The organism is Erythrobacter sp. JB1-4, from assembly GCF_057365025.1.
Genome location: NZ_CP200292.1, coordinates 3206347 through 3229566, shown reverse-complemented (window position 1 = coordinate 3229566; position 23220 = coordinate 3206347). Strand labels below are relative to the sequence as shown.

At 56.9% G+C, this 23220-nt stretch carries 20 protein-coding genes; 10 read left to right on the top strand and 10 right to left on the bottom strand.

Features of this window, described 5'->3' with window-relative positions:
• Window positions 1-134: 134 nt before the first annotated feature.
• Together AC0V61_RS15130 and AC0V61_RS15125 are read left to right on the top strand one after the other, a co-directional pair.
• Window positions 135-1319, top strand: a complete 1185-nt coding sequence (locus AC0V61_RS15130; protein ID WP_486158872.1) for a vWA domain-containing protein — start codon at window positions 135-137, stop codon at window positions 1317-1319.
• Window positions 1320-1348: 29 nt separating this feature from the next.
• Window positions 1349-2002, top strand: coding sequence for an immunity protein Imm33 domain-containing protein (locus tag AC0V61_RS15125; RefSeq protein WP_486158870.1), 654 nt, complete (start codon window positions 1349-1351; stop codon window positions 2000-2002).
• Window positions 2003-2122: 120 nt separating this feature from the next.
• On the opposite strand, the gene AC0V61_RS15120 is transcribed toward AC0V61_RS15125, so the two are convergent.
• Window positions 2123-3343: an exo-beta-N-acetylmuramidase NamZ family protein gene (locus AC0V61_RS15120; RefSeq protein WP_486159594.1), complete on the bottom strand. Its 1221-nt coding sequence runs from the start codon at window positions 3341-3343 to the stop codon at window positions 2123-2125.
• Between the two features lie 101 nt (window positions 3344-3444).
• Between AC0V61_RS15120 and AC0V61_RS15115 the strand changes: the two genes are divergently transcribed.
• Window positions 3445-3936 (top strand): TspO/MBR family protein, encoded by a 492-nt coding sequence (locus tag AC0V61_RS15115; protein ID WP_486158868.1) that lies wholly within the window; start codon window positions 3445-3447, stop codon window positions 3934-3936.
• 194 nt (window positions 3937-4130) lie between these two features.
• On the opposite strand, the gene AC0V61_RS15110 is transcribed toward AC0V61_RS15115, so the two are convergent.
• Window positions 4131-4649 (bottom strand): DOMON domain-containing protein, encoded by a 519-nt coding sequence (locus tag AC0V61_RS15110; RefSeq protein WP_486158866.1) that lies wholly within the window; start codon window positions 4647-4649, stop codon window positions 4131-4133.
• A gap of 88 nt (window positions 4650-4737) precedes the next feature.
• Between AC0V61_RS15110 and tyrS the strand changes: the two genes are divergently transcribed.
• From tyrS to cysK, 4 genes are all read left to right on the top strand, one after another.
• Window positions 4738-5964, top strand: a complete 1227-nt coding sequence (gene tyrS, locus AC0V61_RS15105; RefSeq protein ID WP_486158864.1) for a tyrosine--tRNA ligase — start codon at window positions 4738-4740, stop codon at window positions 5962-5964.
• Between the two features lie 158 nt (window positions 5965-6122).
• On the top strand, window positions 6123-6461 hold the full coding sequence (locus tag AC0V61_RS15100) for a PilZ domain-containing protein (RefSeq protein WP_486158862.1): 339 nt from the start codon (window positions 6123-6125) through the stop codon (window positions 6459-6461).
• Window positions 6462-6633: 172 nt separating this feature from the next.
• Entirely contained in the window at window positions 6634-7854 is a 1221-nt protein-coding gene (locus AC0V61_RS15095) for an MFS transporter (RefSeq protein WP_486159592.1), read from the top strand.
• A 4-nt stretch (window positions 7855-7858) separates the two neighbouring features.
• Window positions 7859-8779, top strand: coding sequence for a cysteine synthase A (gene cysK / locus AC0V61_RS15090; protein WP_486158861.1), 921 nt, complete (start codon window positions 7859-7861; stop codon window positions 8777-8779).
• Window positions 8780-8788: 9 nt separating this feature from the next.
• On the opposite strand, the gene AC0V61_RS15085 is transcribed toward cysK, so the two are convergent.
• The 5 genes from AC0V61_RS15085 to AC0V61_RS15065 all read right to left on the bottom strand — a co-directional run bounded on the left by AC0V61_RS15085 (window position 8789) and on the right by AC0V61_RS15065 (window position 15162).
• Window positions 8789-11086 carry a penicillin acylase family protein gene (locus tag AC0V61_RS15085; protein ID WP_486158859.1) on the bottom strand — a complete coding sequence of 766 codons (2298 nt, stop codon included), beginning with the start codon at window positions 11084-11086 and terminating at the stop codon, window positions 8789-8791.
• A gap of 150 nt (window positions 11087-11236) precedes the next feature.
• The gene (locus AC0V61_RS15080; protein WP_486158857.1) at window positions 11237-13042 is read right to left on the bottom strand and encodes an acyl-CoA dehydrogenase C-terminal domain-containing protein; all 1806 of its coding nucleotides are present in this window, start codon (window positions 13040-13042) and stop codon (window positions 11237-11239) included.
• A 60-nt stretch (window positions 13043-13102) separates the two neighbouring features.
• Window positions 13103-13567, bottom strand: a complete 465-nt coding sequence (locus tag AC0V61_RS15075; protein WP_486158855.1) for a MerR family transcriptional regulator — start codon at window positions 13565-13567, stop codon at window positions 13103-13105.
• Window positions 13568-13613: 46 nt separating this feature from the next.
• On the bottom strand, window positions 13614-14015 hold the full coding sequence (gene hisI, locus AC0V61_RS15070) for a phosphoribosyl-AMP cyclohydrolase (protein ID WP_486158854.1): 402 nt from the start codon (window positions 14013-14015) through the stop codon (window positions 13614-13616).
• Window positions 14016-14439: 424 nt separating this feature from the next.
• Window positions 14440-15162 (bottom strand): ComF family protein, encoded by a 723-nt coding sequence (locus tag AC0V61_RS15065; protein WP_486158852.1) that lies wholly within the window; start codon window positions 15160-15162, stop codon window positions 14440-14442.
• Between the two features lie 56 nt (window positions 15163-15218).
• Here AC0V61_RS15065 and AC0V61_RS15060 point away from each other — a divergent pair, with 56 nt between their 5' ends.
• Window positions 15219-15950: a class I SAM-dependent methyltransferase gene (locus tag AC0V61_RS15060; protein WP_486158850.1), complete on the top strand. Its 732-nt coding sequence runs from the start codon at window positions 15219-15221 to the stop codon at window positions 15948-15950.
• Between the two features lie 3 nt (window positions 15951-15953).
• Here the strand turns inward: AC0V61_RS15060 and ppdK are convergent, their stop codons facing one another.
• From ppdK to AC0V61_RS15045, 3 genes are all read right to left on the bottom strand, one after another.
• On the bottom strand, window positions 15954-18617 hold the full coding sequence (ppdK, locus tag AC0V61_RS15055; RefSeq protein ID WP_486158848.1) for a pyruvate, phosphate dikinase: 2664 nt from the start codon (window positions 18615-18617) through the stop codon (window positions 15954-15956).
• Window positions 18617-20839 (bottom strand): glycine--tRNA ligase subunit beta, encoded by a 2223-nt coding sequence (gene glyS / locus AC0V61_RS15050; protein ID WP_486158846.1) that lies wholly within the window; start codon window positions 20837-20839, stop codon window positions 18617-18619. Before glyS ends, ppdK begins: the two co-directional genes overlap by 1 nt.
• Window positions 20840-20956: 117 nt before the next feature.
• Window positions 20957-21823, bottom strand: coding sequence for a glycine--tRNA ligase subunit alpha (locus AC0V61_RS15045; protein ID WP_486159590.1), 867 nt, complete (start codon window positions 21821-21823; stop codon window positions 20957-20959).
• Between the two features lie 301 nt (window positions 21824-22124).
• Between AC0V61_RS15045 and AC0V61_RS15040 the strand changes: the two genes are divergently transcribed.
• Together AC0V61_RS15040 and AC0V61_RS15035 are read left to right on the top strand one after the other, a co-directional pair.
• Entirely contained in the window at window positions 22125-22478 is a 354-nt protein-coding gene (locus AC0V61_RS15040) for a UrcA family protein (RefSeq protein WP_486158844.1), read from the top strand.
• Window positions 22479-22689: 211 nt separating this feature from the next.
• A complete protein-coding gene (locus tag AC0V61_RS15035) occupies window positions 22690-23220 on the top strand; it encodes a hypothetical protein (protein WP_486158843.1) in 531 nt (176 codons plus the stop codon).

Sequence of the window (23220 nt, the reverse complement as noted above, 5' to 3'; positions counted from 1 at the left end):
CTAGTCCCCTGTACTGGCTTCGCTTTGTCAAAATATGGTTATCGAAGACTTAAGGACGCTTGCATGAAAGCCGCCCGTAAGCTGACGTGACAAGGGGCTGGTAACCTTAGAAATTCGCGATTAGGACGATGCTCATGTTTTTCAACTTCATGGACGAGCTGCGCGAAGCGGGCATTGGCGCAAGTTTCAAAGAGCATCTGACGCTGCTTGAGGCGTTGGACAAAGACGTGATCGAACAGACGCCTGAGGCGTTTTACTACCTCAGCCGCGCGACCTTCGTGAAAGACGAAGGGATGCTCGACCGCTTCGATCAGGTGTTTCACAAGGTCTTCAAAGGTATTATGTCCGACTACGGCCAAAACCCGGTCGATGTGCCCGAGGATTGGCTGAAAGCTGTCGCTGAAAAATTCCTCACGGAAGAGGAAATGGCCGAGATGGAGAAGATCGGCGATTGGGATGAGCTGATGGAAAAGCTCAAAGAACGCCTCGCCGAGCAGGAAAAGCGCCATGAGGGCGGGAACAAGTGGATTGGCACAGGCGGTACATCTCCGTTTGGCAATTCAGGCTACAATCCCGAAGGCGTGCGCATTGGTGGTGAGAGCAAGCACAAGAAAGCCGTAAAAGTCTGGGAAAAGCGAGAGTTCAAAAACCTCGACAACACCAAGGAGCTTGGCACCCGCAACATCAAGATGGCGCTGCGCCGCCTGCGCCGGTTCGCCCGCGAAGGCGCTCAAGATCAGCTTGATTTGGACGCGACGATTGATGGCACAGCGAAACAAGGCTTTCTCGATATCCATATGCGCGCTGAGCGCCGTAATGCGGTGAAATTGCTGTTGTTCCTCGATGTGGGTGGGTCGATGGATCCTTTCATCAAACTTTGCGAAGAACTCTTCAGCGCGGCCACCACTGAGTTCAAAAACCTCGAATTCTTTTACTTCCACAATTGCCTTTATGAAGGCGTGTGGAAGGACAACAAACGCCGCTGGCAAGAGCGGACTAAGACCTGGGACATCCTCCACAAGTACGGCCACGATTATAAAGTGATCTTCGTGGGCGATGCCGCGATGAGCCCGTACGAAATCACCCATGCAGGCGGCTCAGTCGAGCATATGAACGAAGAGGCTGGCGCCATGTGGATGAAGCGTGTGACCGACACCTATCCCGCAACCGTCTGGCTAAACCCCGTGCCCGAAAAGCAATGGGGCTATTCGCAATCCACCAAGATGCTCAAGGAGCTCGTGAACGACCGGATGTATGGTTTGACGCTAGAGGGGCTGGATGATGCCATGCGGGAGCTGAGTAGGAAACAGGGGCATTAAAGATTAGCGGTCTCCCGCCCGGCATAGCTTTGAATGATCCGCGCCCGATTGCGGCTGAAGCGCCTTATACATTCGAGATGCCGCATGAAGCTGAGCTGGCAGCGCTGCAAGCCGGTGACGGTGTGAAAGCAATATTTCGCCAAACAGAAGGTGAGACGAAATATAGTGCAGAACGTCTGTGGGTCACGATTGAACGCATTGAAGATCAGGTTGTCTATGGCACACTCGATAACGAGCCCTATGATATGCCTCTGATCGAGCTCGGTATGCCTGTTTCCGTCCCGTTCACGCATGTGATCTCAACGACGTTTCACAAGAACAATCCTCGTCCACAAATTCCCACTCGTCGGCAATTTTGGGATCGGTGTTTTGTTGACGCATGTGTTGTCGAAGGCCACAGTCATGTCGATTATCTCTATCGCGAAGTACCGGACATGACCCAAGACGACGACGAACATCCGGATAGTGGATGGCGTTTCCGTGGAACCAATGAGGCGGTCGAAGCCGACGCCGCCAACGATATACCGCCTGTCTACATCGCTATCGGCAAAGTCCTCAATCAAGATGACCGTTGGTTGCACCTTATCGATGAAGAACCCGGTGTTGCCTTTCAATGGGACGATGCATCGCAGGACTATATTCGGTTTGATCGCCCAGACCTACTTGAGAGAAAAGCGGACTAGCGTCACTTTCTCATTTTCGTCATCCCGGACTTGATCCGGGATCCAGCTTACTTTTGGCGGCACAAGAAGAAGCTGGAACCCGGCTCGGGGGCCGGGGTGACGGGCTTTGATGGTGTGAGATCAGTAGAGGAGGTGCGGCTTCACCGCCTGCACCCACGCCGCCTCGTCGGTTGACGCAAGCGCATCCAGATCATCAGGCGTCGCTCCCGCATCATCGACCCATTCCCGCAAACTTGGCCCACCATTGATCACATCAATCGCCAGCACATCGTTCGTGTACTCATACTTAAAGTCCGTGCCCCGCCACAGCTCATAGTCCGGGTAAAGCCGCCGGATCGCTTTGAACGCGAGGGCCTGCATCCGCCATGGCTTGAACGCCTCGTGGTCATACCCCGGTCCCTCGGCGTGGAGCATAATCGCGTTGCACAAGGTTCCAGCATGCTTGTGAAAGGTCGGCTCGAACCAGCAGTCGCGCATCGTCACGCCCTCACACCAATCGGGCGCTAGGCTCAGCATCTCGCGCATCACCGCCTTTGCATCAATGTCAGGCGCGCCGAACAGCACCTCCAGCGGCCGCGTGGTTCCCCTGCCCTCGCTCAGGTTCACGCCTTCGATCATCACCGTTCCGGCATAGCATCGCGCCATGTTCACACTCGCGGCATTGGGCGATGGGTTTACCCAAATGCGGTCTGCGGGCCAGCCATAGCCGCTCGCCACCGCGCTACCGCCAACAGTCGGTTCCCAGCCCTCCATCGCCACCACTTTGTAGGTCACATCGAGGCCAAAATGCTCGATAAACCACTGCCCCATCTCGCCCATGGTGAGCCCGTGGCGCATCGGCATTGGAGCAGCGCCGACAAAGCTCTCATGCCCCGGCACCAGCATCGTGCCCTCCACCGGGCGGCCCGCAGGATTGGGGCGGTCCAATACCCACACCTCTTTGCCCAGCTTCTGCCCCTCTTCGAGCAGGTAAAGGAGCGTCGTCACAAAGGTGTATATCCGGCAGCCCAAGTCCTGAAGGTCATAGAGGAACACGTCGGCTGTGCTCATCATCTGCTGCGTTGGCCGCCGCACCTCGCCGTACAGCGAGAACACCGGAATGCCGTATTCCGGGTCAACCTCGTCAGCCGTTTCGACCATATTGTCCTGCTTATCGCCTTTCAGGCCATGTTGCGGGCCAAAGGCGGCAGTGACGTTTACGCCCGCTGCTATCAATGCGTCCAAACTGTGCGTCAAATCCTGCGTCACACTCGCGGGATGCGCTACCAATGCGACGCGCCGACCTTTCAAGTCATCCAAAAGCTCAGGGCTAGAAAGCAGACGATCGATGCCAAATTTCACTCGTGAAGTCATGGTTATGGATTGGCGTAAGGACGCTTGAAACGCAATCCCTGCAAGGACTTCGGAACCATATTGGAGCTCCATCGGTTTGTCTTAGTATTATGGATATCGACTGGTCTCTCGCAATCTTGGCCGCAAGCTGGGCTATCATACTCGGCGGCGCAGGCGGCTTTTTGACTGAGATCGGTGAGTGGTATCACAATCTCAAAAAGCCCAGCTGGCAACCGCCTGATTGGCTCTTCGGGCCCGCTTGGACTGTCATCCTGGGCCTCTCTGGCTGGAGCTTCTATCTCGCTTCCATAGAGGCTGAAACCACCAGTGACGCCTTGCTAATTGGCGGACTCTTCGCGGCCAATTTTATCCTCCACTTCGCCTGGTCGCCCCTGTTTTTTAAAGTTAAACGTCCTGACTTGGCCCTAGTGGAAAATGTTGCGCTTTGGCTGTCGGTTTTGGCGCTTTGTATCGTGTTGCCGCGGTACTCACCGCTCGCTGGTTGGCTCAACGTCCCATATATTTGTTGGGTCAGCTTTGCGCTTCTCCTCAACTGGAAAATCGTACAGCTAAACGGCCCATTTGGAGCGCGATCCACCTAAGGTCCTTGCGTTCGATAAAGTGACACATGTGTCACCTTTTCCCTACATCGATCTAATCTAAGCATCTGAATATCCTGCATTTTGCTTGTTGGAATAAGGTGACACTTTGCAAAAAGCGTTTTGCGCTGCGCATCAGTTACCCGGGTAATGGGCCTTACCTCAAAGAGACAGGAGTAGGAAAACCGGGCGGTGCATTAATCCCGGTCAAGCACCCATTGACGGCACGCCTCGGAGTGAAATTCAGCTTTACCAGGAGCAAACGCCAAGGCCCAAAATTGCAGCGCGCCATCTTGATGCTCAACAATGGCATTAAGCGCGACTTGAGCTGGTGTGGGAAGATCGCACGCAATGCTGGCAGCCAAAACAAGCTCGCCTGCGCCATCGTTTGCCGCCTGCGCAACGCTCAATGAAATGGCATCCACTGGCGCATCACGCATCCCTTCGCGAAAAGCATCAAAGTCATACGCGGCCCAGCGCCCGGACGGCGAGAGATTGAACTCGCGATAATAGGTTCCGCCTATCGGTTGCCAGAAAATCTCAAAACAGGTCGTCTTCCACAAATCGTCTGTGCGAACATAAGGGCCCGGCTCTGGCAATCGAATGCGGTCCACTGCGCCTTCCAGTTTAAAGCGCGCATCGCATCCCACATCGGTTTCTTCGACCTCAGCGGTGACAGAGCGAATGGGGCCAAGGTCGCAGGAGTTGTGGAGCATCAAAGGTTTCATCCCTCCCCTATCGCGAACAGGGACAGCGCTTGCAAGCCACTAGCCCATGGCGATGCACACTGTTAAGCGCGCTCCCATGACCTACGAATCTGACCTGTTGCGCCTGCTCGAAGAACGCGGCCACTTGCACCAAATCACTGATCCGGGCGCATTGGACGCGCGCGCAAAGAAACAGGTCATCACCGGCTATGTGGGCTTTGATCCCACGGCCTCTTCGCTGCACATCGGCAATCTTGCCTCGATCATGTTGCTGCGCCGCCTTCAACAGGCAGGCCATCGCCCGATTGTGATCATGGGCGGCGGCACGGCAAAAGTGGGCGATCCTTCGGGCAAGGATGAAACCCGCCAGCTGATGACCGACGAGCGGCTTGCCGGCAACATCGCAGGGATCAAGGGCAGCTTTGAGCGCATCCTTGAGTTTGGCAATGGCGCAACCGATGCGTTGCTGATCAACAATGACGATTGGCTCAGTAAACTTGGCTATGTCGAGATGCTGCGCGATGTTGGCCCGCATTTCACGATTAACCGGATGCTGACCTTTGATTCGGTCAAAACCCGGCTTGAGCGTGAGCAGCCTTTGAGCTTCCTCGAATTCAATTACATGATCATGCAGGCGTATGATTTCCTGGTGCTGGCGCGCGATTATGATTGCACGCTCCAGCTGGGCGGCTCTGATCAATGGGGCAATATCGTCAACGGGATTGAATTGAACCGGCGTATTGATAGCCGCGAGGTTTACGGTGTGACCGCGCCCCTCATCACGCGTGCAGATGGTGCAAAGATGGGTAAGTCGGTCGATGGCGCGATTTGGCTTAATGAAGACGCGCTTCCGGGGTACGATTTCTGGCAATATTGGCGCAACACCGATGACCGCGACGTTGGCAAGTTCCTGCGGCTGTTCACTGATCTGCCGCTGGATGAGATCGCCAAGCTGGAGGCGCTTGAGGGTTCTGAAATCAACGCTGCAAAGACCATCCTTGCCAATGAAGTCACAGCTCTGGTGCGTGGATTTGAGGCTGCAAAGGCTGCCGAGGCGACCGCGAAAGAGACCTTCGCTGGCGGCGGTGCTGGTGATGATTTGCCGACATTTCAAGCGGGTTCAGGCGGCGCGCGGCTGCTTGAAATACTTACCGGAATTGGCTTTACCGCGTCCAATGGCGAGGCGAAACGCAAGATTGCAGAAGGCGCAGTCAAGATCGATGGGGACGTCATTTTGGACGCGGGCTTTGTAGTGCATCCACAAGAGGACCGGCCGCTAAAAATCAGCCTTGGCAAAAAGAAGCACGGCCTGATTACTGTGTAATCACAGGGCCTTGTAGAACCCCTTAGCTTGGTCTTTTTGCCTAGGCGAAAGGGTTAACTTCGTAACTGTCCCAGGCGCTTTACCAAATATCAGCCTTTTTTCGCCATTTTACAGATTGTCCGAAGAATTCGGGTTTGACGTAATGGAGGGCTAAGCCTGTGGCTGCCGGAGCAAATTTAAGTGTAACAGACATGCGCCGCGCTGCGCGTCACCCGGTGGATTTTCCGGTTATCGTCGAGCATTACTCGAAGGGTGACCTCAATCTGCATGTCTGCAACATTTCTGCCCATGGTTTCATGGTGGACGATGCCGATGGCCTTGGGCGCGGTGAGCGAGTGATTATCCGCCTTCCTGTCGTTGGCCGGATCGAGGCTTATGTGATCTGGACCCGCGAGAAACGCGCAGGTTTTCAGTTTGAGCGTATTGTGCGCCTCGACGATTTCGTCGCGATGATCGACACGCTCCAGCCCAATCCACGCCTTCGCCGGAATCGTTGAGCGCCGGAACCGTTAGGACAACGCTCACTAAACTCTAGCTTTACACCCCTGACGAAACGCTGCGCTTGGCTTTGGCGGGCGCGCCTGTCATGGCGGCTGCGTGACTTCAAACGCGCCCACACATCCCCTCCAGGTCCATAATTACCGCGCCTATCTGACATCGCGATTTGCGATGACGCTGGGCCAATATGCGATGATTTTGATCATCGGGTGGCAGACCTACAATCTGGCGCGTGATGCAGGGATGAGCATTGCGGCGGCCTCTGGGCAATTGGCGCTCATTGGCCTTTTGCAGTTTCTGCCGCTGTTTGTGCTGACCCCGTTTACAGGGCTTGCCGCAGACCGGTTTGACCGGCGAACGCTGGGCCTTCTGACCGTTCTTTTGCAGATGGTTTGCGCAGGGGTGCTGGGGTGGTTCACCTATGCTGGTACGCTCTCATTACCGATCCTGTTCGCCGTTGCAGTGCTCTTAGGAATAGCGCGCGGGTTTGCAGGGCCCGCTTACTCTGCCCTTGCCCCCAATCTTGTTCCCAAAGCGCTTTTGCCAACGGCTATCGCTGTCTCCACCGTCGCTTGGCAATTGGGCACGATCCTGGGCGCGGCCATGGGGGGATATCTCTATTCGCTCGCACCTGCCCTTCCCTATGCCGTGGGTTTTGGTCTGTATGTGGCCGGGTTCATTGCGCTCAGCAGTGTTGGCAAAGTCCCCCAACCTGCGATGAAGAAAGACCAACGCCCAATCGGTGCAATCGTTGATGGCCTCCAATATGTGGGCCGCAACAAGATGGTCTTGGGCGCGATCACTTTGGATTTGTTCGCCGTGTTTCTAGCAGGCGCAAACGCGCTTTTGCCGGTATTCGCGCGCGACATTTTGCAAGTGGGTGCAGACGGTTTGGCACAGCTTGCCATGGCGCCGGGTATCGGCGCAGCCCTTACCGCCGCCTATTTTTCCTTCCGCCCGCTTAAGACGCAAGTGGGTCCCAAAATGCTCTGGGCTGTGTTCGTCTTTGGGCTTGCGACGATTGCCTTTGCCTTCTCGCGCAATATGGCATTGAGCCTCGCGATGCTCTTTATCATCGGTTCAGCTGATATGTTCAGCGTCTATGTGCGCCAGTCTCTGGTCCAATTGCACACCCCTGATGACAAGCGCGGGCGGGTGTCTGCAGTGTCGCAAATGACCATCAGCGCATCCAATGAAGGCGGCGATGCCTTCTCCGGCGCGCTTGCCTTTGCGATCGGTCCAGTGGCGGCTTTGGTCGCAGGCGGAGTGGGAGCAATTGTAACCGTTGCGCTGTGGAGCCGTATATTCCCAGTACTCAGAACAACAAAGACCTTCGATCCGCCAGATGACATGGTAGAAGACAAGGCAACAAAAGAATCGTCAGGAGCCTGAACCCATGAAAGCTGCAAACATTCTCGAAACCATCGGGGCAACACCGCATATCCGTTTGTCCAAGCTGTTTCCCGATCATGAAGTTTGGCTCAAATCAGAGCGCGCTAACCCTGGCGGCTCGATCAAGGACCGGATTGCGCTGGCCATGGTCGAGGATGCTGAGGAAAAAGGCCTCCTCAAACCCGGCGGCACCATTGTTGAGCCCACGTCTGGCAACACCGGCATCGGCCTTGCCATGGTGGCAGCGGTCAAGGGCTACACTCTCATCCTCGTCATGCCTGAAAGCATGTCGATTGAGCGCCGCCGCTTGATGCTGGCCTATGGCGCAACCTTCGACCTCACGCCCAAGGAAAAGGGCATGAAAGGCGCGATTGCGCGCGCGACTGAGATCGTTGAGACTACGGACGGCGCATGGATGCCGAGCCAGTTTGACAACGGCGCAAACCCCGCTGTTCATGCCCGCACGACGGCTCAGGAAATCCTCGCCGATTTTATCGACACGCCGATTGACGTGATGATCACCGGCGTTGGCACGGGCGGCCACCTCACAGGCTGTGCGGAAGAGCTTAAAAAGCACTGGAAGGATTTCAAGGCCTACGGTGTTGAGCCCACAGCCTCCCCCGTCATCAATGGCGGCGAACCCGGCCCTCACCCGATCCAAGGAATTGGCGCAGGTTTTATTCCGGGCAACCTTCACACCGACGCCATCGACGGCGCGATCACGGTGGACCCTGATGATGCCAAGGAAATGGCCCGCAGAGCCGCGAGCGAAGAAGGCATGCTGATCGGCATATCCTCGGGCGCAACCTTGGCCGCGATTGCTAAAAAGCTGCCTGAATTGGACGGTGGAACCCGCGTGATGGGCTTCAACTATGACACGGGCGAGCGTTACCTCTCCGTGCCCGACTTCTTGCCGGTGGAGTGAAGGCTAACCTCACTCGGCTAACGTCACCGTCTCGCCAATGCGCGCCGCCTCGATTTCGGCATCGCTAAACGGCAGGCGGTGCCATTCTTTGGCGGAGTACAGCCGCGTTTGATCCGCATAGAAGGGCGATGCGGGATTGGTGCTTTGCGAATAGCTGAGAATTGCATCGGCAACCGGGCCATCCTCATCAAAGCCGACGATTTGGATGTAGCTTGAACCATGACGCGGCGTCAGGCCGCTTTGCGTGGGCACGCCGATCTGCATGTTCAAAATCCCCGCAGTACCGGGACCGCCGTGAATGGCGATTTTGTCATCGCCATCTGCCCGTGTGAGGACCTCGCCCCATGGCGCATCGAGCGCGATACCGCTGGTGGTTATCTCTGCTGCTGCTTCCTCCAAAGCCGTCCTGATATCTTCGCTGACTTCAAAGTCTGTAGGTGTGGCCACAGGGTTCTCCGGATCAAAAGCGACCTCCCAAAGATCGCCGCGATTTCGAATTTTTGACCAGAACGTCAAGAAGAGATGCGCGCCCTTGCTGTCATTATCGACGCGGCGGTCCCATTTGGACAAAACCTCGCACGGCTCGGCGAGCGAATTGGTGCCCTCGCACGCCTCCAAAATGGCGTCCAAGGCCAAATCAGCGGAGAGGATCTTGTTCCCATAGACCAATTCCGCAGCGCGTTTGTGGTCAATCGGACCATCGGCAAGCAGCGCCTCGGTCTCAAGGAAATTGGAGCGGGTGCGCAAGGACAGCTGCGTCTTGTGACCACCAAGGATGGGCGACAATTCGCGGTAAGGTTCGCCCGCATGGCTTAGCCAGTAACTGTCGTTGGAATTGGTCACATAGTCTTTGCGCGTGCGCGAGGCTTGGTCGATTGCCGGAAGCAAGCCTGGGACAGGTCCCTCGGTGCGCATCGTCGCCCAATCGCACTGCGAACGGCTCCCATCGAGCAACGTCACCTGCCCCGACACCATCTGCGAGAACGGCGTCCCACAGCTTTGTGCAAACTCAGCGCTCACATTGGGCACCGCAGTGATATCAGCATGCAGCGCATCGCCGTGACGGTCGGCCGCAATGGTATTCACCCATGGAATGCCCAAAGTGTCGCTGATCGCGGTCTCAATCTCGGCGACATTGCTTGCACGCCCGATGCCAAGCCACGCGTCCATCCCACGCTGATTGCCGGTGTTGGCGTCACGCAAGGTGAAGGCCATTTGATTGGTCCATTGAGCCCCGGCGCTTGGAAGGGTTACGACCGGACCAAACTGAGTGGAATACAATACAGTCTCATGTGGCTCCGCACCATCGGGCATGGGAACGCTTACAATCGTTTCATCCATCGCAATGGTCTCGCCATCGACGACATAGCTGGTGACATCGCCGGGTGCCAATTGCAGCATGTAGACGGTGAAATGCCGCGCTGCGGTTACCGTGTGTGTCCAGGCAATATCCTTGTTGAAACCAAGTGTCGGGAGCGGCGTGCCCGCGATCCCCACGCCCATCACATCATAACCATCGGGCCCGCGAACATGCATTTGCCAAAACCGCGCTGGGCCCTCCCACGGGAAGTGCGGGTTGCCGATGAGAAGACCTTTCCCATCCGCCGTTGCCTCTGAGCCAAAGGCCCAACCATTGCTGCCATAATTGGGCTCTGGCGGACCAGGAAAGTTGAGCGTTTCGACATTGGCTGCCGCTTGGCCACCGCCCGAAACATTACTGGGCGGTTCAGCATTGGCAATCGCGCCTGCGAATTGCAGCGAGCTTGCCAGCAGCATCGTCTTTTCATTGATGCGCAGCATGTCATCGGTGGTGATCGGGCGAACCCACTGCGCATCGCGGCATTCCTGGGGCAAGGTGGCCACGGGATTGTCGAAGAGAAAGCGATTGTAGCCCGCAACATAACCCGCAATCAGCGCTTGGTTTACAGCGCTGGAATTGACCAACCCTTCGCGAAGGTCCTCCAAATTGATCTGGCTGCGAAAGAAGATGTCAGAGGTGAGATTGTCCGCGCCTCTCAGCCCAAGCGTGTTCTTGCCCTCTGGCCCGAAATAGAGCGAGCGTTCGCCGCGCACGCTAACGAATTCCTCGGCCAGCATGCAGATATTGTCCTGCGCATAAGCATAGGCGACGCCGTAGCCCACGCCCTCCCAGCTGTCGGCTTCGATATGGGCGATATTATGGGTGGTGCGGGTGATCTTTGCCTTGAACAACCCATCGTCAGATGAACTGTGATCGTCGGCGATTGCCGCCCCGGTCAATGCGGTTGATGCCAGAAGCGCCCCTAAACCATAAGCCAGTATGCGCATTGTCTCTCTCCCTCATTTTTGTCGATGCGAAGCTATTGAGAGTGAGGACCTGTGGCAAGCGTGTCTGTGATCTGCATCAACCTTTTGGACAAATGAAAACCCCCGCCAGCGCGCAGCCAGCGGGGGTTTCTATTGCGTTATCGCTGTGAATTACGCAGCGGTTGAGAATGCCTCTTCGGGAAGAGCCATCATGTTCTCGCTGCCCGCTTCAAGCTTGCGGCGAAGCGCCCCTGCATCTGGCAAGAAACGCTCTGTGTAATAAGCAGCCGATGTCATTTTCGCCTCGTAAAACGACTTGTCTTGGGGGTCGCCCGCCAGCGCCGCCGAAGCGGTTTTGGCTTGCTTGAGCCAGAAGAAGCCGAGCGTCACAATGCCCATGATGTGCATGTAGTGGTGCGCGCCTGCGCCAAGGTGGTTCGGGTTCGCCATTGCATTTTGCATGAACCACATGGTGGCCGCTTTCTGCTCGCCCAAGGCTTTCTCAAGCTTGGTCGCGATGTCTGCGAGGGCCTCATTGCCTTTGGCCTCGGCGATCTCATCATCAATCATTTTGAAGAAGGCTTGGATCGCGCGGCCGCCTTTGCTGGCGAGTTTGCGTCCACAAAGGTCCATCGCCTGAACACCGTTGGTGCCTTCATAGATCATGGCAATGCGGCTATCGCGCACAAACTGCTCCATGCCCCACTCGCGCACATAGCCGTGGCCGCCGTACACCTGCTGCATGTTGTTAGCGATGTCATAGCCCTTGTCAGTGCCGTAGCCTTTGATGACCGGGGTCATAAGACCGATGAGGTCATCGGCAAGCTGACGCTCTTCCTCGGTTTGCGCCTTGTGGGTGAGGTCGACTTGGAGAGCGCCCCATAGGCACAGTGCGCGCATGCCTTCGTTGAAGACTTTGGCGTCCATCAACATACGGCGCACGTCAGGGTGGACGAAGATTGGATCGGCTTTCGCCTCCGGCTCAGCAGGCCCCGTCAGCCCGCGACCCTGACGACGATCAAGCGCATAAGTCACGCCGTTTTGATAGGACACTTCCGCCTGCGCGAGCCCTTGAAGACCCACACCCAAACGCGCTGCGTTCATCATGACGAACATGGCCGCCAAGCCCTTGTTCTCCTCGCCCAGCATATAGCCGGTCGCCTCATCATAGTTGAGGACGCAGGTTGAGTTTGCGTGGATGCCCATCTTCTTCTCGATAGAGCCGCATGACACGCCATTGCGCTCACCGGGCTCACCATTTTCATCGAGAACGAATTTAGGGACGATGAAGAGCGAAATGCCTTTTGAGCTGTCGGGGGCACCGGGAGTTTTCGCAAGAACCAGGTGGATGATGTTGCTGGTGAGGTCATGCTCGCCAGCAGAGATGAAAATCTTGGTGCCGGTGATCTTGTAAGAGCCATCCGCCTGCGGCTCTGCCTTTGTGCGGATGAGACCCAGATCGGTGCCGCAATGCGGCTCGGTCAGGTTCATAGTGCCTGACCATTCGCCTGAAATCATCTTAGGAAGATAGGCTTCTTTCTGCTCTTGCGTGCCCGCCGCCTCAAGCGCAGCCGAGGCGCCATTGGTGAGGCCGGGATACATGCCAAACGCTTGGTTTGCAGACGCCGTGAACTCTTCAACCACCATGCCAAGCGTGTGCGGAAGGCCCTGACCGCCGAACTCTTCCGGTTTCGCCAGAGTGCCCCAACCGCCTTCGACATAGGCGTTGTATGCTTCTTTGAAGCCTTTTGGCGTGGTCACGCTGCCGTCCTCGTGACGGGTGCAGCCTTCTTCGTCGCCCGACTGATTGATCGGCGCGAGGACCTCGGAGCAAAACTTGCCTGCCTCATTCACGATCGTGTCGATCATGTCCTGTGTGGCGTTCTCAAAACCCGGCAAATTGCCGTAGCTTGCAAGATCGAGCATTTCGTTCAGAACGAAACGGGTGTCGCGGGTAGGAGCGGTATATGTTGGCATCAGGTGATCCCTCTTCTGGAATGCGTATAGTGTTATAAGCGATGTTGCGTTTGGTCGGCGTCAGCCCAATTCGAGCTTCTCAACTTCCACCACAAAATCGCTGAGTTCTTTGATCGATGATTCAATGTCATCGCGTTGCTCTTTCAGCTTTGCGATGTGTGCACGGCAGCGCTCAACAGTGACGCGGCGCTGTTCCACCCGGCCATCGTCGAGGTCATACAGGTCGATCATCTCGCGAATTTCGGTGAGGCTAAAGCCCACATTCTTTGCCCGCATAATCCACGCAAGCCGCGCGCGGTCACGCTTTGAATAAACGCGGGTCAAACCCACGCGCGCCGGGCTGATCAGCCCCTCATCCTCGTAAAAACGCAAAGCCCGCGCGGTACAGCCAAACTCGGTGGTAAGGTCGGAAATCGAAAATTGCTCCCGCGCCAAATCATCCGGGCGATCAAGGTGAGCACCATTGCGGCGCGGCTCATCAGCATCGGTGTGGGTTTTGGCGAGCGAGTCAGTCTGGGTGTCCATGCTCAATGGACTACCTTACCTTTACGTGAGCGTCAAGTCCTTACCCCTACGGGAGAACCTTTACGAGAGCGGAAGCATCATCCGCCTCTATGTCGAGCCTTCTGTAGAAACATGATGTGCGCCCTGTGTGACAGGTTGGCCCGGCGGGCTTGGCATAAATGACCAGCGCATCCTGATCACAATCAACCCGGACCTCAACCACCTTGAGCACATTGCCCGATGTCTCACCCTTCATCCAAAGCTCTTGGCGTGAACGCGACCAGAATGTGACGTTACCGCTCTCGCGCGTCTTGGCGAGCGCCGCTGCGTTCATGAAGGCCACCACCAACACTTCCTTGGTTAGAGAATCGAGCACCACCGCTGACAAAAGGCCTTTATCGTCAAACTTGGGTGCAAAAAGCGTACCCTCCTCGCGCGTCTCCGAGCTGATTGATGTATCGGCAGGCAAGAAAGGTCTCCAGCAAAGTAATAAAATGACACATAATGCGTTCAAGGGTTCATGTCATGCGACCAATTGTTGCAAGATAACCACATATGAAAGCCAAAATACGTGAATTTCCGCAAAGCGCCTTTCCGTGAGGGAACCCTGATGGAACAACGCATCCCACGGACGCCGTCAGAAGCGTCCATCCACCTAACAAACGGTGTTGTCAAACGCCGGGTTCAGGGGGTTGTCGGTTCAAGCCAACAGCGGGGTGTTGGTAGGATCGATTGAACGAATGAGGGAATTGATCCTGAAAGCGAAGTTAGGGGGTCGCTTTCTGAGCTCTTTAGAGCGGATCTAAACCGTTTCGTCACGTGGCGCCCGGGGTTTAACGACCTCGGGCGTTTCGGTTTTTGGGTCCCTTTTTCATTCCAATGCCTGGCTCAAATCAAAGGTTCGCAAGGCTTGCGCGCGTCCGGGCAAAACATGCAATGCGAACCTCGGATGCACCCGCTGCCAGGAGGACTTCGACACTCGCGCCGCTTGTTGCGCCGCTTGTCAGAACATCATCCACGAGGATCACCGCTCGCCCCTTAATTAGGCTTTGTGCCGATTTGCGCACCGCGATGGCGCCTTTCAAAACCTTGTGGCGCTCGTCCGAACTCATATTGCCAAGGCTTGGCGTGCGCTTTTGCCGGACAAGGCCATCGATCAAAAGCTCACCCTTCCCCGCTTTCGCAATTTCACGCGCAAGCATGGCGGATTGATTGAAACCGCGCTGCCAAATGCGGGTACGATGAAGCGGTACGGGAATGATGAGAGGGTTCGCCCCTTCCTCAACATGGATGCGCGAGGCCATCATCTTGCCAAGCAATGGGGCCAGCGCAAGTTTGCCGCCGTGCTTGAATTTCAAGATCAAGCTGCGTGACATATCGTTATAGAGGGTTGCCGCGATGATTCCTGAATGCCCGGATATATCGTCAGCGGCATCCCCCTCGCCGATGGAAAACTCCAACTCGCCCCAACAATCGAGGCAAAGCGCACCGTGATTGGCCGTAGCAGCGCCGCATGATGGGCAACGCGGCGGATAAACGAGGTCGACGATTGGCCTCAGGCCTTCTTTAAGGTCTTTGCCAAACTGCTTGGCCAAAAGAGTTTTAGACGAAGCCATCGGGCATGGTTTGCACCTCTTGCGCTTGCGCTGCAAGCGCGCCAATGCGTTGACCCATGACCGCCACCCCCGTTCCTCAGATATTTGATCGCAAAGCGGCAGCTGCCAAGTGGGCACGTGGCCGGACGCGGCAGGTGCGCGCAGGCAGCGCATCCTATCTCACCGCTTCGATTGCTGAGGATATTGCCGACCGCTTGGACTTTATGCGGTTTGAGGCAGAGGCCGCCTTGGTCGTGGGTGATGAAACGGGCGGTTTGCCTGCCCAAACCCGCATGGCTTTGGGCGAATTTGACGAGGAGACACCGGGCGCATTTGAGAAGTATGACCTTATCGCGCATGTCCTTGGCCTTGGCACAGTGAACGATCTGCCCGGCGCTCTCATCCATGCGCGCAATGCGCTTAAGGACGGCGGTCTTTTTATTGCCGCTTTTCCCGGGGCTGGATCTCTTCCTGCGCTGCGCCAAATCGTGCTTGAGGCCGACGGCGACAGGCCCGCGGCACGCATGCATCCATTGGTCGATAACCGCGCAGGCACCGCCTTGCTTGAGCGCGCGGGGTTCACTCGCAAAGTGGTGGACAGCTTCCCGCTAAATGTGCGGTTTTCGTCGCTACATCAGTTGATTAGCGATCTGAGAGACCATGGCCTCACGCGGAGCCTCAACAGCCCCGTCCCGCCTTTGACACGCGAATGGATCGACCGCGCTAAAGTCGCCTTTGATAGCTTGCGCGAAAAGGATGGAAAGGTCACAGAAACCTTCAACATCCTCGTTCTGACAGGTTGGCGGTAAGGGCTACTTCAATGCCGCCTGAGCCGCCGCAAGCCGCGCGATCGGCACGCGGTAAGGCGAGGCGCTGACGTAATCGAGGCCAACGCTTTCGCAGAAGGCAATGGATGCAGGGTCGCCCCCATGCTCACCGCAAATGCCAAGCTTGATGTCAGGGCGCGTCGCCCTTCCCCGCTCAGCGGCAAGCTCGACCAACTGCCCAACACCTTCAACATCGAGGCTAACGAATGGATCGCGTGCGAAGATGCCTTTTTCGACATAGGGCGCAAGGAAGCGCGCGGAATCATCGCGGCTCACCCCAAGGGTGGTCTGCGTCAAGTCATTGGTGCCAAAGCTGAAGAATGCGCCTTCCTGCGCAATTTCACCTGCCATAAGAGCTGCGCGAGGCAGCTCGATCATGGTGCCCACAAGGTATTCAACCTCTGCACCTTTCTCGGCAAAGACCTTTTGCGCGGTCTCATCGATAAGCGCTTTCAAGATAGCGAGTTCTTTTGAAGTCGCGACCAGCGGGATCATGATCTCAGGCAAAGGCGCTTCGCCAGAGGATGCCTTCACATCGCAAACCGCCTCAAAAATGGCGCGCGCTTGCATCTCGTAAATCTCTGGGAAAGTGATCCCCAAACGGCAACCCCGATGGCCCAGCATTGGGTTAAACTCGTGCAGCTCCCCTGCCCGGCGTTTGAGGTGGTCGACGCCCAGCCCTGTCACATCGGCAAGCTCTTCGAACTCGGCGTCCTGTGTGGGCAAGAACTCATGCAAAGGCGGATCAAGCAGGCGGATCGTGCAAGGCAGCCCCGCCATAACTTCGAAAATCGCGGTGAAATCTGCGCGCTGTTCGGGGAGCAGAATGTCCAAAGCGGCCCGCCTGCCTGCGTCTTCTTCAGCAAGGATCATCTGGCGCACGGCCTTAATGCGGCTTGCATCGAAGAACATGTGCTCCGTGCGGCAAAGGCCGATGCCTTCTGCGCCAAACGAACGCGCCATCTTGCAGTCCGCTGGTGTTTCTGCATTGGTGCGCACTTTCATGCGGCGAATAGCGTCAGCCCACACCATGAGGGTGCCAAAGTCACCGGCAAGCTCAGGCTCAACCGTGGGCACAATACCCAGCATAACCTGACCGTTAGCGCCATCGAGAGTGATCTCATCACCCTCTTTGAGTTCCTCGTAACCAATGCGCAAAGTGCGCGAGGCAAGGTCGATCGACACCGCGCTTGCGCCAGAAACGCAAGGCCGTCCCATACCGCGCGCCACTACGGCTGCGTGGCTGGTCATACCGCCGCGCGCAGTCAAAATGCCCTGTGCTGCGTGCATACCGTGGATGTCTTCAGGAGAGGTTTCCACGCGGACAAGGATCACCTTTTCCCCGCGCTCAACCCATTGTTCAGCGGTATCGGCATCAAGCACGATCTTACCCGCAGCCGCGCCCGGCGATGCTGGCAGGCCGCTGCCCAGAACGTTGCGCTCTGCGTCAGGATCAAGGGTCGGGTGAAGCAGCTGGTCCAGCGCCATGGGATCAACCCGGCGCACAGCCTCTTCCTGCGTGATGAGGCCTTCGCCTTCCATATCCACCGCCATGCGCAGCGCCGCTTTCGCAGTGCGCTTGCCCGAACGGGTTTGCAGCATCCAAAGCTTGCCGCGCTCAACGGTAAACTCGATATCCTGCATATCTTTGTAGTGACCCTCAAGCAGGTCGAACACGCGTGCCAGCTCGCCATAAGCCTCTGGCATCGCCTCTTCCATGGAGAGCGGCTTTGCGCCTGCGGTCTCGCGTGCAGCCTTGGTCAGATATTGCGGCGTGCGAATGCCAGCGACAACGTCTTCCCCTTGCGCGTTGATGAGATATTCGCCGTAATAGGCGCGCTCACCGGTTGCTGGGTCGCGGGTGAAGGCAACGCCGGTCGCGGACGTGTCGCCCATATTGCCGAACACCATCGCTTGCACATTGACGGCAGTGCCCCAGTCGCCGGGGATGTCGTTGAGGCGGCGATATACCTTGGCGCGATCTGAATCCCAGCTGTCGAACACAGCACGGATCGCGCCCCACAATTGTTCGGTCACATCTTGCGGGAAGGGTTTGCCCCATTCGCTTTCCACGATGCCTTTAAATTCGGCAACCAGCGCCTTCCAATCGTCGGCGGACAGCTCTGTATCAGCGTAGAAACCGTTGTCTTCCTTGCAGATTTCAAGCGCTTCTTCGAACAGTCCGTGGTCAAGGCCGAGCACCACATCGGAATACATCTGGATGAAACGGCGATAGCTGTCCCATGCGAAACGCTCATCGCCGGAGGTCGCTGAAAGCCCCTCAACCGTTTGATCGTTGAGCCCCAAGTTGAGGACCGTGTCCATCATCCCCGGCATGGAAACCCGCGCGCCGGAACGCACTGAGACCAGCATCGGGTCGGCCGCATCGCCAAAGCTTTTGCCTACCGATTTCTCGATATGTCCAATCGAAGCCGTAACCGCTTCGCGCAGCGCATCAGAGAACTCCGCGCCGTCTTGCAAATAAGCGACGCACTCTTCGGTCGTGATGGTGAAGCCGGGAGGAACAGGCAGGCCGATGCTAGCCATTTCAGCAAGGTTCGCGCCTTTGCCGCCGGTGATCGTCTTGTCGCCCTGGCGGGGATCGTCGTGAGCGGCATCGCCGCCAAAGGGGTAGACTGTTTGGACCATCAACCTTCAATCCTTGAGAAATCTGCAACTTCGTGCACCGCATTGCGTAGGCGCGCTAGGAGACCAAGCCTACTATCACGTTTAACCGTATCCTGATCATTCACCGTGACGCCTTCAAAGAAAGCGTCGATGGGCGCGCGCAAGGATGCAAGCGCTTCCATAGCGGCCTCAAAATCCTCGGCTTCGATGGCCGAAGCGGCTTTGGGCTCTGCTGTATCAAGCGCCTCAATCAGAGCGGTTTCGGCAGGTTCGGGAGCAGGATTTGTAGCGCCCGCCTCCCATTCCTCTTTCTTGAGAATATTCGCCGCCCGCTTGTAGCCGGCCAGCAGGTTTGCGCCGTTGTCTGTTTCGATGAAACTTTGGAGCGCGTGGACGCGGGCGAGGAGCCGGACGAGATCGTCCTCTCTGCCCAGCGCGAACACTGCTTCGATGAGGTCGTGGCGAACGCCAGCCTCGCGTTGTTGGACTTTTAGGCGGTCTGCGAGGAACTCGAGTATTTCACCGGATGCTATTGTGCGCTTTGCATCGAGAATTTGATTCTGCTCTTCAGGAGTATAAGCCTCGAACTTACCAGAGATCATTTTGATTGGTGTCCCCTTCGACCCAATCGCATCGATTGCCTGCATCGCGGCCGGACGGATCGCTAGACGAAGCTCATTCACCTCAAGAAGTTGCAACACCCCGATTGCAGCGCGCCGAAGAGCAAACGGATCTTTGGACCCTGTTGGCTTTTCATCGATCGAGAAGAACCCAACCAGCGTATCCAACTTATCCGCCAAGCTAACCGCAACCGTCACAGGAGCAGTCGGCACATCATCGCCCTGCCCCACCGGCTTGTAGTGATCGCGGATTGCGTCTGCGACCTCCTGCGGTAGGCCCTCTTTCTCGGCGTAGTATCCGCCCATCAGGCCCTGCAGCTCGGGGAACTCGCCGACCATTTCGGTGACAAGGTCCGCTTTGCACAGGTGTGCAGCTTGTTCGGCTAGGTCTGCGAGCGCTTCCCTTGTGATCTCCTGCGGAGGCAGGAGCCCATCATCTGCGCTCTGGAGCTGGGCTCCTGCTTTCGCAGGAGAGCATGGGGTAACAATCCCCTCCTCACAGAGCCAACGCGCGAGCTTCGCCACCCGCTCAACCTTATCGGCAACCGTCCCAAGCTTCTCGTGAAAGGTGATCCGCTCAAGACCCTTGGCGTGATCGGCAAGCGACGTCTTCTGATCCAGCTCCCAAAAGAACCGCGCATCAGCCAAGCGTGCTGCAAGCACCTTGCGGTTGCCATCCACAACGACTGCGGGATCAACGGCCTCAATATTGGCTGTGCACACAAAGGCATTGGCGAGGCGGTTCAGGCCGTCATTGGCTGCATCCTCGCACACAAAATACTTCTGGTTCACCCGTGCAGTGAGCTGGATGACTTCGGGTGGGACTTCGAGGAATTCCTCGTCAAAGCGGCCAAGCAACGGCACCGGCCACTCGGTGAGCCCAGCGTTCTCGACCACAAGTCCCTCATCCTCGACAAGGGCGAGCCCGGCGTCTTCGGCGGCTTTCTTGGCGCCCTCACGGATGATCTTTGCGCGCTCGTCGTGATCGACGATCACATGGGCCGCGCGCAGTTTTGGCGCGTAGTCGTCCGCGCCATCGATTGTGATAGGCCCTTCCGAGTGGAAACGGTGACCCATCGTCTCACGCCCACTGGACAAACCGTCCATCACCACCGGCACAACTTCACCGTCGAGCAAGGCGACGATGCCTGACAATGGCCGCACCCAGCGCAGGCTTTCAGACGAAATCGACGCCTCGCCCCAGCGCATGGATTTGGGCCATGAAAAGTCGCGGATCATCGTGGGGATCGCGGAGGCGAGGAGATCAGAGACTTGCTGACCCGGCTTCTCGATCACGGCGAAATAGGTCGCGCGGCCTTTAACCTCGCGTTCCTCAAGTTGGTCGCGGGTCACACCGTTCTTGCGGCAGAAACCATCGACGGCCTGATCGGGAGCACCAACGGGAGGCCCCTTGGCCTCTTCGCGCACGGCTTGAGTCTCAGTCGGCAAATCACGCGCGATCAAAGCCAAACGGCGCGGGGTCGACCATATGGTGATGTCACCGGCCGCAACGCCGCTTGCCGACAATTCGCGGGTGAAGAGCTTTTCCAGCTCAGCGCGCGCACCTTTTTGCATGCGCGCAGGGATTTCTTCGGTGAGAAGTTCAAGCAGGAAATCAGCCATTTTGCTCACTCCCAGTTGTGAACTTGACCGTGATCTCCTGCGAAAGCAGGAGTCCAGTTTCCAAGGTCCGGAGATGGGCCCCTGCTTTCGCAGGAGCGCACAGACTACCGATGAAGATCATAGCGACCACTCCGGAAAATTTTTCTGCCACTCGGGCGCCATCTTCTCCGCATATTTCTCGCAGGATGAGCGCGCGAGATCACGCACCCGCGCCATGTAGGATGCGCGTTCCTGAACGCTGATCACGCCGCGCGCTTGGAGGAGGTTGAACACATGGCTGGCTTCCACTGCTTGTTCATAAGCAGCGATAGGAACGTCAGCGGCAAGAGCGTTTTTGCACTCAGCCTCTGCCATTTCAAAAGCCTTGAAGAGACCCTCGGTGTCCGCGACCTCAAAGTTCCATTTGGACATCTGGCGTTCGTTCTCAAGGAACACTTCGCCATAGCTGACCCCGTGGCTGTTGAACGCGAGATCGTACACATTATCAACGCCTTGGATGTACATCGCAAGCCGCTCTAACCCATAGGTGAGCTCGCCCGCGACAGGCTTACAGTCAAAGCCGCCCATCTGTTGGAAGTACGTGAATTGGGTGACTTCCATCCCATCGCACCACACTTCCCAGCCAAGACCCCAAGCGCCCAGCGTCGGGCTCTCCCAATCATCCTCAACAAAGCGGATGTCATGGGCAAGCGGGTCAATGCCAATCGCGCGAAGGCTTTCAAGATAGAGGTCTTGGATATCCGAGGGCGAAGGCTTCAGGATCACCTGATATTGATAGTAATGCTGCAAGCGGTTCGGGTTCTCGCCATAACGCCCGTCAGTCGGGCGGCGGCAAGGCTGCACAAATGCGGCATTCCATGGCTCGGGACCAAGCGCGCGCAAGGTCGTCGCGGTGTGAAAAGTCCCTGCCCCCATGCGCATATCATAAGGCTGAAGAATGACGCAGCCATTGGCCGCCCAGAAATCATGCAGCGTCAGGATCATGTCCTGAAAGCTCTTGGACGGATCGCGGGCAGGAATCGCGGGATTAGAAAGCACTGTAGCCATAGCGCTGTGGCCAATGGCTGATGGCCCGAGAAGCGTCAATGGTGCGCCGCACCATGCCTCAATCCCATGCCCAAAAAGTCAGCTTTTCTGCGCTTTTAGTCACCCTATGGCGACAAAATGTCAGGTCATGTTGACATTGTCAGCGAATCGCTACATAAAGTAAGGGCAACCTGACACAAAGGAAGGTTGATGAGACACACACCCCGCTTTTGAGGCTCCCCGCTGAAAGGAAATTGACATGAAAACCCCCAACGCATTCGCCGCCGCCCTCATTGCCGCTACCTTTGTGGCGACCCCAGCTTTGGCCGATAGTGACAGCACCAAAACCCCAAGCGCCTCTGTCGAAATTGGCGACCTCGATCTCAATTCACAAAGCGGCCGCGACACGCTTGAGCGCCGGGTCAATCAGGCTGTTCGCTCGCTCTGCAACACGAAGGACCGCAGCGCTCCTGCACGGCGCCGCGCAACCGAGTGCCGCCTTGCCGCACGGGCGTCAGCGCAGCCGCAAGTGCGCGTCGCTATCCTTGAGGCGAAAGGCACGACCCTTGCGCTGAACGCTCAAGGCACAGAAATCTCCGCCCCTCGCGGGTAAGGAGTGACGCCGCCTTTCTTTGCGAAGTGCAACCAGTCCCCGCATACACTTTGCAAGAGAGGCGGCGCTAATAATGTGGTGTTGGCAAGCGCCTTTGAATGCGAGCCAGCCCCAATGTCCCCCTGCCTGCTCTGACGGTCGCTTTCCCCGACCTTGTGTCCGTCAGAGCGGCAATCGATATGAACCCGGTTTCCAGACAAGGTAAATTTCAGTGACTGATCTTGGCAACAACACATCTGAAAAGGCTCCTGTGCGCAAAGAGCCGCTCCGGTTTCGGGTTTATTTCCCGTTGATGGACTTTTCCTCTGTCGTGTATCTTCTGGCTGTTGCGATGGCCATTTACATAATGGTCACTGGGACCGACCCGGACACGATACCGAGGGTCTTGAACATTGGCATTGCCGTCTTTGTACTGATTGTGACGGTCATAATTTTGCCTTTGCTCATCGTGGTGCCTTGGATCAGGGATGAATATGCAGATCTAATTTGGACCCGCACGGTCAAGCAATTGACGGTTTTGGTTGTTCTGCTGCCCCCATTGACCTTCGGCCTCTTGTGGCTTTTGTATTTCATGCTTTCAGGTGGTGATCCAGACCCTGATCGCCCTGATTGGCTAGACACCATTTATGCCGATCAAAATTGGTTCGACACAGTATTTGGCTTGTGGCGGTACTATACGCTCGGCTTCGTGATCCTCTTTCAATTCAACCGCTGGCGCGATGCGCGCGCGGTGAGCGAGTAA